The 15,923-nt window shown below is 72.3% G+C and carries 10 protein-coding genes; 6 read left to right on the top strand and 4 right to left on the bottom strand.

Annotated elements, in window-relative coordinates:
* Window positions 1-50: 50 nt before the first annotated feature.
* Entirely contained in the window at window positions 51-863 is an 813-nt protein-coding gene (locus tag AB0J80_RS09495; RefSeq protein ID WP_364702420.1) for a YhjD/YihY/BrkB family envelope integrity protein, read from the bottom strand.
* Between the two features lie 215 nt (window positions 864-1,078).
* Between AB0J80_RS09495 and AB0J80_RS09490 the strand changes: the two genes are divergently transcribed.
* A complete protein-coding gene (locus AB0J80_RS09490; RefSeq protein ID WP_364702417.1) occupies window positions 1,079-2,299 on the top strand; it encodes a cation:proton antiporter in 1,221 nt (406 codons plus the stop codon).
* Between the two features lie 46 nt (window positions 2,300-2,345).
* Window positions 2,346-4,352, top strand: a complete 2,007-nt coding sequence (locus AB0J80_RS09485; RefSeq protein WP_364702414.1) for an alkaline phosphatase family protein — start codon at window positions 2,346-2,348, stop codon at window positions 4,350-4,352.
* A 31-nt stretch (window positions 4,353-4,383) separates the two neighbouring features.
* Here AB0J80_RS09485 and AB0J80_RS09480 read toward each other — a convergent pair whose 3' ends face one another.
* Both AB0J80_RS09480 and AB0J80_RS09475 read right to left on the bottom strand, forming a co-directional pair.
* A complete protein-coding gene (locus AB0J80_RS09480) occupies window positions 4,384-4,620 on the bottom strand; it encodes a hypothetical protein (RefSeq protein ID WP_364702412.1) in 237 nt (78 codons plus the stop codon).
* 91 nt (window positions 4,621-4,711) lie between these two features.
* On the bottom strand, window positions 4,712-7,396 hold the full coding sequence (locus AB0J80_RS09475) for a LuxR C-terminal-related transcriptional regulator (RefSeq protein ID WP_364702409.1): 2,685 nt from the start codon (window positions 7,394-7,396) through the stop codon (window positions 4,712-4,714).
* Between the two features lie 190 nt (window positions 7,397-7,586).
* Between AB0J80_RS09475 and AB0J80_RS09470 the strand changes: the two genes are divergently transcribed.
* From AB0J80_RS09470 to AB0J80_RS09455, 4 genes are all read left to right on the top strand, one after another.
* Window positions 7,587-9,041 carry a DUF2252 domain-containing protein gene (locus AB0J80_RS09470; RefSeq protein WP_364702407.1) on the top strand — a complete coding sequence of 485 codons (1,455 nt, stop codon included), beginning with the start codon at window positions 7,587-7,589 and terminating at the stop codon, window positions 9,039-9,041.
* A 42-nt stretch (window positions 9,042-9,083) separates the two neighbouring features.
* The gene (locus AB0J80_RS09465; protein ID WP_364702405.1) at window positions 9,084-9,917 is read left to right on the top strand and encodes a class II glutamine amidotransferase; all 834 of its coding nucleotides are present in this window, start codon (window positions 9,084-9,086) and stop codon (window positions 9,915-9,917) included.
* 106 nt (window positions 9,918-10,023) lie between these two features.
* Window positions 10,024-11,367 carry a diacylglycerol kinase family protein gene (locus tag AB0J80_RS09460; protein WP_364702402.1) on the top strand — a complete coding sequence of 448 codons (1,344 nt, stop codon included), beginning with the start codon at window positions 10,024-10,026 and terminating at the stop codon, window positions 11,365-11,367.
* Between the two features lie 475 nt (window positions 11,368-11,842).
* Complete coding sequence (locus tag AB0J80_RS09455) at window positions 11,843-14,230, top strand: LuxR C-terminal-related transcriptional regulator (RefSeq protein WP_364702399.1); 2,388 nt, start codon at window positions 11,843-11,845, stop codon at window positions 14,228-14,230.
* Between the two features lie 36 nt (window positions 14,231-14,266).
* Here the strand turns inward: AB0J80_RS09455 and AB0J80_RS09450 are convergent, their stop codons facing one another.
* Window positions 14,267-15,718, bottom strand: a complete 1,452-nt coding sequence (locus AB0J80_RS09450; protein WP_364702396.1) for a hypothetical protein — start codon at window positions 15,716-15,718, stop codon at window positions 14,267-14,269.
* Window positions 15,719-15,923 lie beyond the last annotated feature (205 nt).

The following is a 15,923-nucleotide window of genomic DNA, read 5'->3' as shown; positions in this document are numbered from 1 at the left end:
GTGCGGGCCCCGGACGCGCTGGTTCTCATCCCGGTGGCATGAAAGTCGGGTCAGGGTGCCGGCCCGCGGACCAGGCGGCCGATCGGACCCTCGTCCTCGGTCACGACCTGTCCGGCGATCGCGGTCAGCAGGAGGCAGAAGGCGATGACGTACAGCCAGCCGATGTACGTGAACGCGACTCCGATCGTCCCGTACCGCTCGGCGCTGACCGTCAGGGCCCGCGGCAGGTAGAGCGAACCGATCGGACGCAGGGCCAGCATGACGAAGCCGAAGACGATGCCGCCGGCCACGAGCCGGCGGGCCGGGACGGCGCCACCGAGCAGCAGCCAGGGGAGGAGGACGGCGACCCCGCAGTCGAGGAGCACGAGGAGCGCCGCCGCGGACAGGTGCGGGTGCGGCAGCGTACCGGTGGCCCAGCCGAGCAGGCGCGAGACGATGGCGAAGCCGGCGAGGGTCAGCACGGCGACGAACCAGCGCCAGGACGCTCGCGGACCGCTCGGTGTCCGGGGTACCGCCCAGACCGCGGCGTACGCCCGGGCCAGCGCCCGCGCCAGCCCGGTGGACGCGACGAGGACGGCGAGGCTGCCGACCACTCCGAACGTGCTGACGCCACCATGGCCGAGGGACTCCGCGAGCACCGTCCGGGAGATCGCCGGGATGCCCGCCAGGTCCGCGAGCCGGCCGCCCTCCTCCGGGCCCAGCAGCACGCCGAACAGGATCAGCAGCGGGAACAGAGACGTGAAGGCCTGGGCCGCGAGGGTCATCGAACGGTCGAAGATCTGGACCCGGATCAGGCCGGCCGTGGCGCGGCGGACCCAGGGGTGGGCCGGCCAGGCGAGCGGCGGGCGCAGCCGGTGCGGCACGGTCTGCCACCTTTCGTCATCTCCGCGGGCCGCTGCCGAGGTGAGCGGTGTGGCCGTATGCTCGCGGCTGCTCGGCTGCCGGAGGCCATCCTCCGCGGGTGACTGACGCGACGCAGCGCCCGGTCGATCGCCGGTCGGCCCTGGCGGTCATTCGCGGCGGACGATCCGCCGGCCCCGGTGACGCGATGCCATAAGGCGTGACCTCGGGTGCTCTCGTGTTGATCACAGCCGTGGTGTTCGCCTGGGGGGCGTTGTCCGCGCGGCTGGAGCGCGCCGACGTCACGGCGCCGATCGCCTTCGTCGGCGTCGGTGTGCTGATCGCGGCCGTCGTACCGCTCGACGCGGACACCGAGACCGCCGCGCTCACGGCGCTGACCGAGGCCACGCTCGTGTGGGTGCTGTTCTCCGATGCCGCCCGGGTCGGCCTGCGGGAGATGCGATCCGATGCCGGGGTGTATCTGCGGCTGCTCGGCCTCGCACTGCCCATCACCGTGGTGATCGGGGCGGTCGGGGCCTGGTGGATGGTGGACGCGCCGGCGCCGTGGCTCGCCCTGCTGGTCGGTGCGGCACTCGCTCCGACGGACGCGGCCCTCGGCGCGGTGGTGATCACCCATCCCGCCGTGCCGGCGCGGATCCGGCGGTTGCTCAACGTGGAGAGCGGGCTGAACGACGGCATCGTCACGCCGGTCGTGCTGGTGGCGCTGGCGGGGGCCGCCTCGGCCGCGGGGCACGGCGGCGAGAGCGCCGGTGGCGCGTTGCTCCAGCTGGCGGTAGGCGCGGCGACGGGGATCGCGGTGGGCGCCGCCGGGGGGATGATCCTGCGGGCGACCGGCACCCGCGGGTGGGCGCAGGAGAGTTTCGTCGGACCGGCCGTGCTCGCCCTGGCCCTGCTGTCGTATGCGGCGTCGGTGGCGGTGCACGGCAACGGTTTCGTCGCGGCCTTCGCCGGAGGGCTCGCATTCGGGGCCCTGGCCGGCGAGCGCGGCCCGCGCGAGGTCTTCTATGTCGAGCAGACCTCCGGCCTCGCCTCGCTGATGGTGTGGATGCTGTTCGGGGCGGTGGCAGTGCCGCTGCTGTACGGGCATCTCGACTGGTGGATGGTGCTCTACGCGACGCTGAGCCTCACCGTGGTGCGGATGGTGCCGGTCGCGCTGAGCCTCATCGGGACCCGGCTCGGCAGCCGCACCGTGCTCTTCGTCGGCTGGTTCGGCCCGCGCGGGCTCGCTTCCGTCGTCTTCGCCCTGCTCGCCGTGGAGCAGCTCGGTGCCGGCGCAGCCGCGGCGGTCCGGGTGATCGTGCTCACCGTCCTGCTCAGCGTGGTGGCCCACGGTGCGACGGCTGGTCCGCTGGCCCGGTGGTACGGCACGGCGTTCGAGCCGGAAGTTGTCGCGGCCGAGGACGCGACACCCACGACGCGCCTCGCGGGAAGCGCGTGAGCCACCGGCGTCCGTGGCGCCGGTCGATGACGGCAGGGAGACCGGGATGAGGGAGAACGAGGGCACCGTACCGGGGCTGCGCTGGTGGACGGTGGTCGTGGTGGTGCTCCTGGACTGGGGCGCGCTCGCTCTCACCGTCGGCCTCGTGCCGGGCATCTCGGCGACGACCGGCTGGGCCGTGCTGCTGGCGGCGATCCTGCTCGGTCTGCTGGGTGCGGCGCTGCGACCGGCGGCCGCAGCGCTGCTCACCCGGATCGGCTGGCTCGGGGTCCTCGCGGGCTGGCTGCTGGTTCAGGCGGTGCTGGTCTACCTCTCCCTCTCGGTGGTACCCGGGCTGGTCGTCGCGGACTTCTGGTCGGCGTTCTGGGCCTCGTGGATCTACAGCGCCCTGGTCAGCGCCGCTCTGTGGCTCGTCACGGCCGGTCAGCCCGCGATGATGACCCGGCACCTGCTGCGGATGCACCGCCGGCATCGCCGGGCGGCGCCGACGACCGACGTGGCCGGGGTCGTCATGATCCAGATCGACGGACTGTCCGCGCCGCTGGCGCGGTGGGCGATCGCCACCGGCAGCCTGCCCACTCTGAGCCGCTGGCTGCGCTCGGGCCGGCACGTCCTCACCGAGTGGCACGCGGAGCTGCCGGCCACCACGCCGGCCAGTCAGGCCGGCCTGCTGCACGGTGCCAGCGCCGAGATCCCGGCCTTCCGCTGGTACGAGAAGGAGACCGGCCGCCTCGTGGTGACCAACCACCCGAAGGACAGCGCGCTGGTCGAGGCCCGCCTCTCCGACGGGCGGGGCCTGCTGGCCGACGGCGGCGTCAGCGTCAGCAACGTCTTCTCCGGCGACGCCCCGACCAGTCTTCTGACGATGAGCACGGTCGGCTCACGCCGGCGGCCCGGGCGGCCCGATCGCTATCTCACCGCGTACCTGATCGATCCTTTCGGGTTGACCAACTCGCTGTTCCTCACCGCCGGGGAGATCGTGAAGGAGCTGCACCAGGCGCGGCGGCAGCGGCTGCGGCGCGTCGAGCCGCGGATCCCACGCACCTCCTCGTACGTGCTGCTGCGCGGCCTGACGAACGTGCTGCTCCGGCATCTGAACCTGTCGGTCGTCGCCGAGCACATGATGCGGGGGGCGCCTTCGGTGTTCTGCGACTTCGTCGACTACGACGAGATCGCGCACCATGCCGGACCGGCCCGGCCGGAGGCGCTCGCGGCGCTCGAGGGCATCGACGGCGTGCTGGCGACGCTGGAGGAGCTGGCCGCCTCGGCGCCACGGCCCTACCACTTCGTCGTGCTCTCCGATCACGGGCAGAGCCAGGGTGCCACCTTCCGCCAGCGGTACGGGCTCACGCTGGACGACCTGGTCCGCAGGCTCGTGTCGGCGCCCGCGCTTCAGGTCCAGGCGGCGACCGACGACGAGCAGGCCGGCCGGGCCCGCACGTTGCGCGCGGAGCTGCTGCCCGAGCCGGACGACAGCCGCCCGGCCGGCCGGACGCAGAGCCGCCCGGAGTTCCTCGTGGCGGTGTCGGGCAACCTGGCCCTGGTCTACCTGGCCCGGCATCCGGGCCGGATGACGATGGAGCAGATCGAGGAACGCCATCCCGCGCTGCTGCCCGGGCTCACCGGGCACGCCGGCGTCGGCTGGGTGATGGTGCACTCGAGCCGGCTGGGTCCGGTGGTCCTGGGCCCCGAGGGCCGGCGGGTGCTCGCCACCGACCGCGTCTACGGTGTGGACCCGCTCGCCGGGTTCGGTCCGTTCGCCGCCGGGGACCTCCGCCGCCACGACACGCTGGCACACGTCGGCGACATCCTCGTCAACAGCATGCTCGACGTGGACACCGGCGAGGTCGCGGCGTTCGAGGAGCTCATCGGTTGCCACGGCGGGCTCGGCGGCTGGCAGAACCGGCCGGTGCTGATCCACCCCGCGGGGTGGCCGGTGGAGTCGGAGCTGGTCGGAGCGGACGAGGTGCACCGGCAGCTGGTGCGGTGGCTCGAGCGCCTGGGCCAGCGGACCGCATGGCGCGAACCCACCCGGCAGGAGGCTGCCGGGTGAGCGTGAGGACCAGCACACGCCGGTGCACCGATCAGCCGGGCGCGGTCCGCTCGGGGGTGTCGTCAGGTGGTAGCCGGCGGACCTCTATGAGGCGCAGACCGAGGCCGTGGATGCGGGAGATCAATCCGACGACGGCGGACTGGTCCGGCAACGACCCGTGCAGCACCGTCTCCGGCGGTTCGACGCTCACGGTGAGATCCCGCAGCTCCGCCAGCAGCTCCGCCGGAATCTCCCCGGAGACCCTGACCTGGTAGGTCGCCTCCTTCATGGCTCGCCTCTCATCCCCTGAATCGGCCGTTTCGCCGGCTCATCATGGGCCGTACGGGCCCGCAGCGCGTCATCCTCCGTGGGTGACGCCGTCAGATGAGGCCGAGCTGGCGAGCCCGGCGCACCGCTTCGTTGCGCCGGGCGGCGGAGAGTTTCCGCAGGATGCTGCGAACATGGGTCTTCACCGTGTTGATCGAGACGTAGAGGGAGGCGGCGATCTCCTCGGTGGGCAGCATCGCCGCCATGCCCTGCAGAACCTCCATCTCCCGGCGGCTCAGCGGTTCCACGATGACGAGGTCGCCCGGGCCGGGAGCGGTGGGCGTGGCCCGGTGCGCCGGAGGCGAGACGCCCTGCAAGGCCCGGTACTCCTCGGCGAGTACGTCGTCGTCGCGCAGGAGCCGGCGCAGGTGCGCCCACACCATCTGCACCGGGCGACGCTGAGACTCGGGCGTGGCGAGGCGGAGCGCGTGGTGCAGCGCCTCGCAGGCTTCCTCGCGCTGGCCGAGCCGGGCGGCGATCGTGGCCACGACGAGCCAGGCGTCGACGGCGACCGGCACCGGTAGTGCGGCGGAAGCCAGCACCGTGCGGATCGCCTCGTCCCCGGGTTCAAGATCGCCCATGGCGGCAAGGGCCGCGGCGCGCAGGATGACGACATCCGGCGGTCCGGGCTCGCCGAACCCCTCGATCGCCGCCAGGGCGTCCTGCGGGCGGCCCATGATGATCAGCAGCTGCCCTCTGGCGACGGCGATCTCGCGCTCGAGCCATTCCGGCCGGTCCGGGTCCCGCTTCTCGGCGGTGCCGTCGTCGAGCAGGGCGAGTGCGGCGCGCAGTTCGCCGCGCGCCTGCAACCGACGCGACTTCACCAGCGCGTGGGCCGAACGGACCAGGCCGCCGGCGCGTACGTGACGCCTCGGATCCGCCGCGCGCAGATGCCGCGCGGCCGCGTCCACCTGGAAGCGCTCCATCGCCGCCCAGGCCAGCGCGACGTGGGCGGCGAGTGGTGCCCGAGCCCCGTCCAGGCCGCACTGCCGGGCGATGTCGATCGCCTCGGCGGCGAGCGTCTCGGCGTGGCTCAGCCGGCCGGAGTGCGCCTCCAGCAGCGCGAGATGCTCGAGCGCGTCGATGCGCAGACGTTCGCATCCAGGGGCGGCCGACGCGGCGACCTCGGTCAGGCTCGCGCAGGCGGCACCGAGGTCGCCCAGCCCGCTGCTTGCGAAGCCCTTGGCGGCCAGCAGCAGCATGCGCAACTCGGGATGCCGGGCCGCCACCTCGGGCGGCGCCTGGGCGAGGGCTTGTTCCGCGGCGATGGTCATCTGGAGCAGCTGGGCGCGTTCCCCGCGGGCCTCGGCGAGCAGGACGCTGAGGATCAGGTCGGCCACGGCAAGACCGTGGCTGAACTCGCAGTTGCGGCCGATCACGAGTTCCTGCGCGTACTGCAGCCGGACCGCACATCCGTCCACGGAGCGGCCGGCGAGTGCCAGGGCGGCACCCACGATGGCCACCTCGGCGCTGTCGGACTCGTCGGGAAGGTGGCGCAGGAGCATGCCGAGGCGCCCGGAGCCACCGTCCAGGAGAAGCCGGCCGATGGCGTAGTGGTCGATGACAGTCGTCGCGGCCCCGTTCCAGTCCTGGGCCCGGACGAAGTGGGTCACCGCGTCCGCGGTCAGCCCTCGGGCCGCGTACCACGTCGCCGCGCGGCGGTGCAACTCGGGCGTGATGGCCGATGTCTCGTATTTGAGCTGGGCCCGGAGCAGCTCGGCGAAGAGCCGGTGCAGCCGGTAGGCAGTGGGGTGTCCGGCGACGCGCTGGACGAAGACGTTGTGCCGCGACAGCTCCGCGAGCAGCCGGCGGGTGTCGGGGCGACCGCTGACCGCCTCGGCCAGCTCCGGGGTGAACGTGTCCAGGATGCTGATCTCCAGCAGGAAGGCGCGGACGTCGACCGGCTGGACCCGAAGGACCTCGTCGACGAAGTACTCCGCGATGGTCGCCTCGTTGCCCGTGATCGTCTCGACGAGGTGGTCGGCGTCCCGATGGTCCTGCAACGCCATGGCGAACAGGCGCAGTCCGGCCGCCCAGCCCTCGGTGTGTGCGAGCAGGGAGGCCAAGCCGTCGGCGCTGAGCTCGACGGAGTGCATCCGGAGCAGCTCGGCGGCCTCCTCCGCGGTGAAGGCGAGATCCTCGCTGCGGATCTCGGTCAGCCGCCCGGCGAGCCGGTACCGGTGCACCGGCATGGGCGGGTCCCAGCGGCCGACCAGCACGAGCCGCAGCGAGCTCGTGTGCCGCAGCACGAACTCCAGCTCGGCGCCCCACCGCTCACCGGGCAGGCCGGAAACCCCGTCGAGAACGAGGAGTATGGGCGTGCGCTGTTCGGACAGTTCGGCTGCCAGCCGGATCAAGAAGGAGCGGTCGGCGGTCGTACGGGACGGCATCGGTGTCAGGGCCGGCGACACCGCTACGCCGGCGCGGCGCAGGGCGGCTACGACGTAGCTCCAGAACGGGTACGCCTGGTCATCGTTCTCCAAGGTCACCCAAGCCACCGTCGAGGCCACGGCGCCGCTGGTGACCCACGAGGCGACCAGCTGGGTCTTGCCGCTGCCGGCCGGTCCCACGACCATCGTGACCGGCATGGTCGAACGCATCGACAGCTTGTCGGTCAGGCGAGGCCGCGCCACCATGAAGCGCAGCCGTTCGGGAAACTCGAACCTGGACTCGAGCAGTGGATCTTCGGCGGTTGCGGGACCGGTCTCCGAGCGCATGACCGCGACGTCTGCACGCACATGGACCCCCTCCACGCGAGTGGATTTCCGTCAGTCTCGCCGGTCGATCATGCAGCACGCATCGTCCGTATCGGATAATCCGATGCTCCGCACGCTCCTTCGGAGCGGATGGTGCGGCCGGGCACTGCCAGGGTGTTGGCTCCGCGGACAGGGGCTGTGAGGGACGGCCCCGGGCCCGCGGAGGTACGCGATGACTGATCGGCGGACCGGAACCAGCGTCATGACGCCGGTGGCCGAGGTGAGGGAACTGGACCGGGACCCCGCGACGCGCTTCGCCGCCGGCCGCTCGGTCCGCCGTGAGGTGCCCTTCGAGGCCCACGGCGAACTGCCGGTAGGGGACGACCGGCCGGACCCCGTCGCCGTGTTGGAGGCGCAGGCGGCCTCCCGGGTGCCGGAGCTCGTGCCGATCCGGTACGGCCGGATGCTGGTCTCGCCGTTCACGTTCTTCCGCGGCGCTGCCGCGATCATGGCGGCGGACCTGGCCCGTACGCCCTCATCGGGACTGATGTGCCAGATCTGCGGCGACGCCCACCTCAGCAACTTCGGCGTGTTCGCCTCGCCGGAACGCCACCTGGTGTTCGACGTGAACGACTTCGACGAGACGCATCCGGGCCCGTGGGAGTGGGACCTCAAGCGGCTCGCCGCCAGCCTGGTGATCGCCGCGCGGGACAACGGTTTCCGCCGCAAGGCCAGGGCGGCGATCGTGGGCGCGGCGGTCGGCCGGTACCGGCAGGCGATGAGCGCGTTCGCCGAGCAGCGCGAGCTCGACGTCTGGTACGCCCGGGCGGACGTCGACGAGGTCGGCCGGCTGACGAAGAACCTGGTCAGCAAGGATCGGCGCAAGCGTTTCGCCGCGGCGCAGGCGAAGGCTCGTACGCGCGACAGCCTGAACGCCTTCCGCAAGATGACCACGGTGGTGGACGGCCGTCGCAGGATCGCGGCCGACCCGCCGCTCATCGTGCCCGTCGAGGACCTTCTGCCCGGGGCCGGCCGGCTGGAGCTGGAGGCGCAGATCCAGTCCCTGCTCGCCGAGTACGCGAAGTCGCTGGCCCCCGACCGGCGCCATCTGCTCGGTGCCTTTCAGTACGTCGACCTGGCCCGCAAGGTGGTGGGCGTCGGCAGCGTCGGTACCCGGTGCTGGATCGTGCTGCTGAGCGGACGCGACGAGAACGATCCGCTGCTCCTGCAGGTCAAGGAGGCGCCTGCTTCGGTGCTGGCTCCGCACGTACCCGGATCGGCGCGGACCGGTTGGGGCAGCGAGGGTGAGCGGGTCGTGCTCGGCCAGCGGTTGATGCAGGCCAGCAGCGACATCTTCCTCGGCTGGCAGACGGTGGCCGGCATCGACGGACAGGTCCGCGACTTCTACGTCCGGCAGCTGCGTGACTGGAAGGGGTCCGCCGTGATCGAGACGCTGGACGAGCCGACGATGGCCGTCTACGGCGCGCTCTGCGGGTGGACGCTGGCGCGGGCGCACGCCCGCAATGGTGACCGGATCGCCATCGCCGGCTACCTCGACGACGGTGCGGCCTTCGACCAGGCCATGGTCGAGTTCGCCGAGCGGTATGCGGATCGCAACGAGCAGGATTTCCAGGTGCTGACCGAGGCGGCCCGCGACGGCCGGATCGCGGTGCAGAGCGGGATCTGAGCGGTGGCCAGGCCGCGTCCTGACCGGGAGGAGAGAACGACGATGTGCCGATGGCTCGCTTATTCGGGAACGCCGATCCAGCTGGACGAGCTGCTCTACAAGCCGCGCTACTCGCTGATCGACCAGAGTCAGCACGCCCGGATGGGCGTGGAGACCACCAACGGAGACGGCTTCGGGGTGGGCTGGTACGCCGACGGCACATCCGAGCCGGTCCTGTTCCGCGGCGTCGGACCGGCCTGGGGCGATGTGAACCTCCGGGAGATCGCCGGTGCGGTGTCCTCACCGTTGTTCCTGGCGCACATCCGGGCCAGCACCGGTACCCCGGTGCAGCAGACGAACTGCCACCCGTTCCGGTACGGCTCCTGGCTGTGGGTGCACAACGGCGCCATCCGCTCGTTCGCGCTGCTGAAGCGGGACCTCATGCTGGCGATCGACCCGGGTCTCTACCCGAGCGTGGCCGGCTCGACCGACTCCGAGGTCATGTTCCACCTCGCGCTGACCTTCGGGCTGCGCGACGATCCGGTGGCCGCGGTGGAGCGGATGGTGGGCTTCGTGGAGTCCGTCGGCCGCCGGCACGAGGTACCCGCCGCCGTCCAGATGACGGTGTCCACCACCGACGGGGACCGGGTGTGGGCCTTCCGCTACTCCTCCGAGCGGCGCAGCCGCACGCTGTACTTCAGCACTGCGGTCTCCGCGCTGCACGAGCTGTACCCGGAGAACGCGACCCTGCGCAGGCTCTCCGACGAGACCCGCATCATCGTCTCGGAGCCACTCGGCGAGCTGGTGGGCGCCTGGCAGCCGGTGCCGGAGTCCAGCTACGGGGTGGTCCAGAAGGGAGCGGACATCCTGGGGGACTTCCATCCCCGGCTGCCGTGACCCGTCACGGTCGCCTCCCCGTCCGGTTCACCCTGCCGGTATGAGGACCCGGCGCCGGCGACCGCCGACAATGCCGGGAACGACCGCGTCGCGACGGGAGTCCGCCATGGTTGACACGAAAGCGATCCCTGCGCCCGCCGAGCCGGTGTCCTCGAGGCCGGCGCAGCGCTGGCTCGCCCGGCTCGCGTTCCTCGTCGCCGGCGCGGCGACCGTACTGGTCATTGCCGTCGCGGGGGTGCGCGGGAGCATCGGCTTGATCCTCGTCGGCGTGGCCGGAACGGCCGCGACGCTGGCCGGCGTCTGGTGGTTCCTCAGCCACCGCGGTCCGGTCCGCTGGCTCGCGAGCGTGCTCGTCGTCGGGGCGCCGGTGACCATCGCCGTCCTCTATGCCGGTGCCCGCCTCATCTGGGTCGTGGTCCTCTTCGCCGTGCTCTGGGTGGTCTCCCTCGCCGCCGGGCGCCGCGCGCTGGCGGAGCCCGGCGCGCCCACCGGCCCGCGGGAGTACGCCACGCCGGCCCCCCGGCACCCGTTCCTGATCATGAACCCGCGGTCGGGCGGCGGGAAGGTCGGCCGGTTCGACCTGGCGGCCAAGGCGCAGGCGCTCGGTGCGGAGGTGGCGCTGCTCGAGGGGCAGGTCGACGTCGTCGAGCTCGCCCGGCAGGCCGTCCGCGACGGCGCCGACATGCTCGGCGTGGCCGGTGGTGACGGCACCCAGGCGCTGGTGGCCGGCATCGCGGCCGAGCACGGACTGCCCTTCATGGTCATCTCCGCGGGTACCCGCAACCACTTCGCGCTCGACCTGGGGCTGGACCGGGAAGACCCGTCGACCTGCCTGGACGCGCTCTCCGACGGCGTCGAGCTGCGCGTCGACCTCGGCCTGATCGGGGACCGGACCTTCGTCAACAACGCCTCGTTCGGCGCGTACGCGGCCGTGGTGCAGAGCCCGGCCTACCGCGACGACAAGACCCGGACCACGCTGGACATGCTGCCCGACCTTCTCACCCGGCACCAGGGCCCGCGGCTGCGGCTCGTGGCCGGCGACCTGGATGTGTCCGGCTCGCAGGCGGTGCTGGTCAGCAACAATCCGTACGGATCCGACGACGTTGCGGGACTCGGCCGGCGCCCGCGGCTGGACGGTGGCGTCCTGGGCGTGCTCGCCGTCACCCTGCGCGGTGCCGGCGACGCGGCGGCCCTGGTAGGTGGCCGGCGGTGGTCGAAGGGAGTGGTCGCCCGCACCGTCACGGAGGCGACCATCTCGGCGGACGTGCCTTCGGTGCCGGTGGGGATCGACGGGGAGGCCGTCATGATGCCGGCGCCGATACGCTGCTCGGTCCGGCCGGGCGCGTTACGCGTACGGGTGCCACGACGCCGGCCGGGCGTTCCTGCGCCGGCGGCGGAAGTCGACTGGACCCGGCTGCGCCGGCTGGCCCTTTCCACCGGCCGGACGTGACGGTTCGTGGCCGGCCTGCGTCCGAGGTCAAGGCCTCGTCGTCGCTATCGCGTGCCCCGGAACCGCAGACTGAGGAGCACACGAACCGGGCATCCGGTCACCGAAGCGGCACCATGGTGCCGAAGGGGGCGACATGGAGCGGGACGACATCGCCCGTGAGGCAGCCAGGACGTGGCACCGCCGGCAGTCCGGGGACACGCCCGGACAGCAGCCCCGGACGTCCATGCCGACTGCCTTCGTTTCCGCAAGGATGTCGCGCCCCGGAACGCTGCCCGGCCGCGTCCGTCGCCAGCGTCTGATCGATGCGGTCGACGTCGCCACCCGACGCCCGGTGACGGTGGTGTGCGCGGGTGCCGGGTGGGGCAAAAGCGTTCTGCTCGCCGATTGGGCGGCAGACCGACGCGCCGCCGTTGCGTGGCTGACGCGAGACGGCCGTGAGCTCGACGCACACGCGCACACGTTCTGGCAATGCGTCGTGGCGGCGCTGCGCGCGGCGAACGCCGTGCCGCCGGACAACCCGCTGATCGACCCGAGCCACGTCCCAGCCGACGGCGTCGAGCGACTGCGCCACCTGTCGCGGGCACTGGGCAGGCTGCGGCCGGGGACCGTCCTGGTGCTCGACGACTTCGAGGTCGAGGACCGCGAGCTCGTCCGGGAAGTGGTCGATCTGGTGCGTACCTCGGCTCACACCCTCCACGTCGTGATCGTCAGCCGGTCGCAGCTCGACCTGCCGCTGCACCGGCTGCGAGCAGCCGGCGCCGTGGCCGACATCCGGTCCGCCGATCTGGCTTTCACCGCCTCGGAGGCCGCCGAGCTCTTCCGGCGGCACGATCTCGATCTGACCGACGAGGACGTGACGACGTTGCTGAGGCGGACCGAGGGATGGCCGGCGGGACTGCAGTTCGCCGCGACGTTCCTGTCCGGCTCCGACGGGCGGCACTCCGTCGCCGAGTTCGCCGGCGACGTCCGGAGCGTGGACGAATACCTGACCGGCGAGGTCCTGGCCGGACCTTCGGCGCCGCTGCGCCCGTTCCTCCTGCGGACCAGCATCTGCGAGCACCTCTGCGCCGAGCTGGCCGATGCGATCACGCTGGGCGGGGACGGCCGGCGTTCGCTGGAGGAACTGGAACGCGTGAACGACTTCGTCATGCGCGTGAGCGGGAAGCCGCAATGGTTCCGGTATCACCCCCTCCTGCGTGATGTCCTGCAGCACCGACTGCTGCGGGAGTCCCCGGCGATCGTGCCGGAGCTCCACCGGAGGGCGGCCGAATGGCACGCGGCGCACGGCGGCACCATGGAGGCCCTCGAGCATGCGGTGGCGGCGCGGGACTGGGCGTACCTCGGTCATCTCGTCGTCACCCAAGCCGCCCCGCTCATCCTCTCGGCGAAGCGTGTGCCCCTGACCCAGCTGCTCCAGCAGGTGCCGCCCGAGTTGCTCGGCACCGTCGCGGAGCTGATGGTCTGTACTGCCCTGCTGCGTTTCCACGCCGGCGATCACGACGCGATCGGACCCTGCGTGGCCGGTGCGCGCCGGCTCCTGCAGGGCCGGCCGGACGCCGAGCGGTTGCCGATCGAGATAACGCTGCGGTCGTTGCAGGCCGGCGTCCTCCGCGCGGTCGGCGACATGCCGAGGCTCCTCGAGGAAGCCGACCAGATGCTCACTCTGCTGTCCGAGGTGCGCTTCTCCCAGGGACTGGTAGCCACCCAGTATCGCGCGATCGCGCTCGACAACATGGGCGTCGGCCTGCTCTGGACCGGACGGCCGGACCTCGCCGGGAGACACCTGTGGGCCGCCTCCACCGCCGCTCAGGCAGCCGACGTGGAGCTGGTCGAGATCGACGCCCTGGGTCACCTGGCGCTGGTGGAGGCCATGGTCGGCTCGATCCGGGAGGCGGGCCGGCTCGCCGGGGCGGCACGCGAGCTGGCGGATCGGCGGGGCCGGCTCCACCCGCTGCAGTCGGTGGCCGTGCACCTGGCGGCGGCGTTGACGCACATCGAACGCAACGAGACCGTCCAGGCTCAGCGCGCGATTCGGCAGGGCCGGCGGGCGCGTACGGTGCACTGGGAAGCCGTGCACACCATGGTCCTGCTAGGAGCGCAGGCCCGGCTGGCGCTGGTCGTCGGTGAGCCGGCGCGCGCGCAGGACCTGCTGAACCAGGCCCGTCGCGAACGTGATCCACGCTTGCGTGCGCCCGCCCTCGACCGTTGGCTGCTCCTCGCCGAGTCGCGGCTGGACCTGCGGTCCGGCCGCTGGCGCCGGGTGGAGGCACGGTACGCCCGCCTCGCACGGGCGCACGACCTGACGTACGCCGAACGCGTCTGCCGTGCCCACGCCGCGTTCGCGAAGGGTGACCTCGACCGGGCGGCGCAGCTGCTCGCCGCGCCCCAGCCGGTTCCGCCCGAGACGGTCGCCGGCGTCGAGGAGCGCATCATCGCGGCTCTGCTGGCCGACGCCGCCGGGGACGGGATCCACGCCGCGGACTCCGTCGCCGAGGCGCTGGACCTCGCCGACCAGGAGGGCATCCGGCGGCCGTTCGTCAGCATGGGGGACGCCCGGCTGGACGTCCTGATCGCTCAGCATCTGGTGCTGACCCATCGCAACCAGCTGTTCGCCGACGAGATCCTGCGGGAGATCCAGGCGCCCGACCGGCTCGGGCCCCACGCGCGCACCGGTGATCTCAGCGAGCGGGAGACCGAGGTGCTGCGCTATCTACCCACCATGCTGACGGCCGCGGACATCGCGGGCGAGCTGGGCGTGTCGGTCAACACCGTCAAAGCCCACATGAGAGCGATATACCGCAAGCTGGCGGCTGGCCGCCGGCAGGAGGCGGTGACGCGGGCGCGCCAGCGTGGTCTCCTGTGATCCGCTGCCGGATGACCATCCGGATGCCGTCGGCGCTCAGTGCGCGCCGATCTCGCCGAAGGTGGTCTCGGCCCGCGCGGTTCCTCGCGCAATGAGGGTGACCAGCACCTCGTACGCCGCGAGCACCACGGCGACTACCAGCAGGGCCGTCCAGGACGACAGGATCAGGGCGAGAACCGCCGCTACGACCACGCCGCCGATGCGGAGCGCGTCCAGGTGCTGCGCCGCCCAGCCCGGGCCACGCTCGGCCGCCAGGTGCGCGCCGGCGCGGATGCCCCGGCCGGCGGCCCGGGCGCCGATCGCGACGTGGTGCCGTAGCCACCGGGGCCCGCGCCCGGAGCCGATCAGGTACATCAGCACCGCCAGCACGACACCGATCCAGATGATCTGGACGCCCCGTGTACGCAGCTGGGCGAACACCGTGGTCAGTGCGGCGTCGGCGCCGTCGCGGTAGAGGCCCGCCGGAACCTGCTCGAGCACCTGTGCGCGGATCGCCCGCAGCGCGGCCGTGACCGCCACGGCCGCGACGACCAGCCACAGTCCCAGCTGCAGCAGGGTACGGCGGCGCGCCGGCGAGACGACCAGCGCGACGAGAAGCAGCAGCACCGTGCCGACCAGGCCCAGGACCAGGCCGCGCTTCGCCGTCTTGACCGCCTGCTGAGCGGCCCACAACTGGCCGGAGTCGTACACCGAGAACTGGGCGAAGTTCGCGGGAAGGGTGACGCCCAGGGTCTGCTGCACCCGGTCGCGCAGGTTGTCCGGTATCGCGCCGCTGCTCAGGTCCGGCAGTGTCACCTGCTTGCCGAACATCGTGGGCAGCTGCGCGCTGAGCAGCCGGAGAACCTGGTTGATCAGCGGAAGCAGGTCGATGTCCACCCGGTTCTCCCGCACCACGAGCACGTCGCTTGTGCCATTGATGACGGCGACCGCCCGCTCGTGCGCCCGGCGGGTCACCTCGACCCAGATGCGCTGGAACTGGTCGCTCTGCAGCACGGTGGTGACCGTGTCGCGGACCTTGTTCCGCAGCTGATCGGCCACCGGCCCGGCGATGAACGCCGCCTGGGCCGGCAGTACGGTCCGCAGGCGCTGCTCCACGTCGACAGCAATGAAGATCTGGTTCGTGGCGTAGTCCGCCACCGCGGCGGCGACCTTCGGGTCCTTCGGCAGCGGCGCGACCGTCGCCACCCACCGGTCGGTGTTGAGTGCGGTCCGCGCGGACCAGACTCCGACGACGCTGAAGACCAGGGCGAAGGCGGTGAGGGCGATGAGCACCGCGGCCGTGAAACGGCGCAGGTTGTGCAGGATCGAGCTCCGCCGGCGCCGAGTGTCGAGCCGGTCATGCAGCGCCGACACCTCGGCGCGCAGCCGCTCCAGCTCGGCGTCGTCAGCCGGCTCGCCGATCCGGCCGTCTGCGGGGACGACCGGGGACGCGGCGATGTCCTGCGGTGCCGCGGGGGCGGCATTCTGGGCATCCGGTCGCAGGGTCATGACACGGCCCTTCCCGGCGTTGTGTCGGTGCCCCCGGGTGGGCACCGACCGTCGTCAGCCGGCCGGCGGACTCGCGGTCGACTCGCGGACTCGTATGTCGCGGTCATTCGGTCCTCCTCGGGAATCGCGCGCGTGGCGGTTCCCGTCGAGCCTCGCCCGGCAGCGACCGAGCGGCGTCATCCCGCCTGAATGAACGGCCCGGACG

Origin of the sequence: Actinoplanes sp. NPDC049548, from assembly GCF_040676695.1 — a bacterium.
Taxonomy (GTDB): Bacteria; Actinomycetota; Actinomycetes; order Mycobacteriales; family Micromonosporaceae; genus Actinoplanes.
This window is presented reverse-complemented; position numbering and strand designations above follow the sequence as displayed.

What these genes read in the sequence shown, in the direction of transcription:
- AB0J80_RS09460 (WP_364702402.1), top strand. Translation starts at nt 10,024, where the DNA reads ATGGTTGACACGAAAGCGATCCCTGCGCCCGCCGAGCCGGTGTCCTCG.
- AB0J80_RS09480 (WP_364702412.1), bottom strand. Translation starts at nt 4,620, where the DNA reads ATGAAGGAGGCGACCTACCAGGTCAGGGTCTCCGGGGAGATTCCGGCG.
- AB0J80_RS09450 (WP_364702396.1), bottom strand. Translation starts at nt 15,718, where the DNA reads ATGACCCTGCGACCGGATGCCCAGAATGCCGCCCCCGCGGCACCGCAG.
- AB0J80_RS09465 (WP_364702405.1), top strand. Translation starts at nt 9,084, where the DNA reads ATGTGCCGATGGCTCGCTTATTCGGGAACGCCGATCCAGCTGGACGAG.
- AB0J80_RS09485 (WP_364702414.1), top strand. Translation starts at nt 2,346, where the DNA reads ATGAGGGAGAACGAGGGCACCGTACCGGGGCTGCGCTGGTGGACGGTG.
- AB0J80_RS09470 (WP_364702407.1), top strand. Translation starts at nt 7,587, where the DNA reads ATGACTGATCGGCGGACCGGAACCAGCGTCATGACGCCGGTGGCCGAG.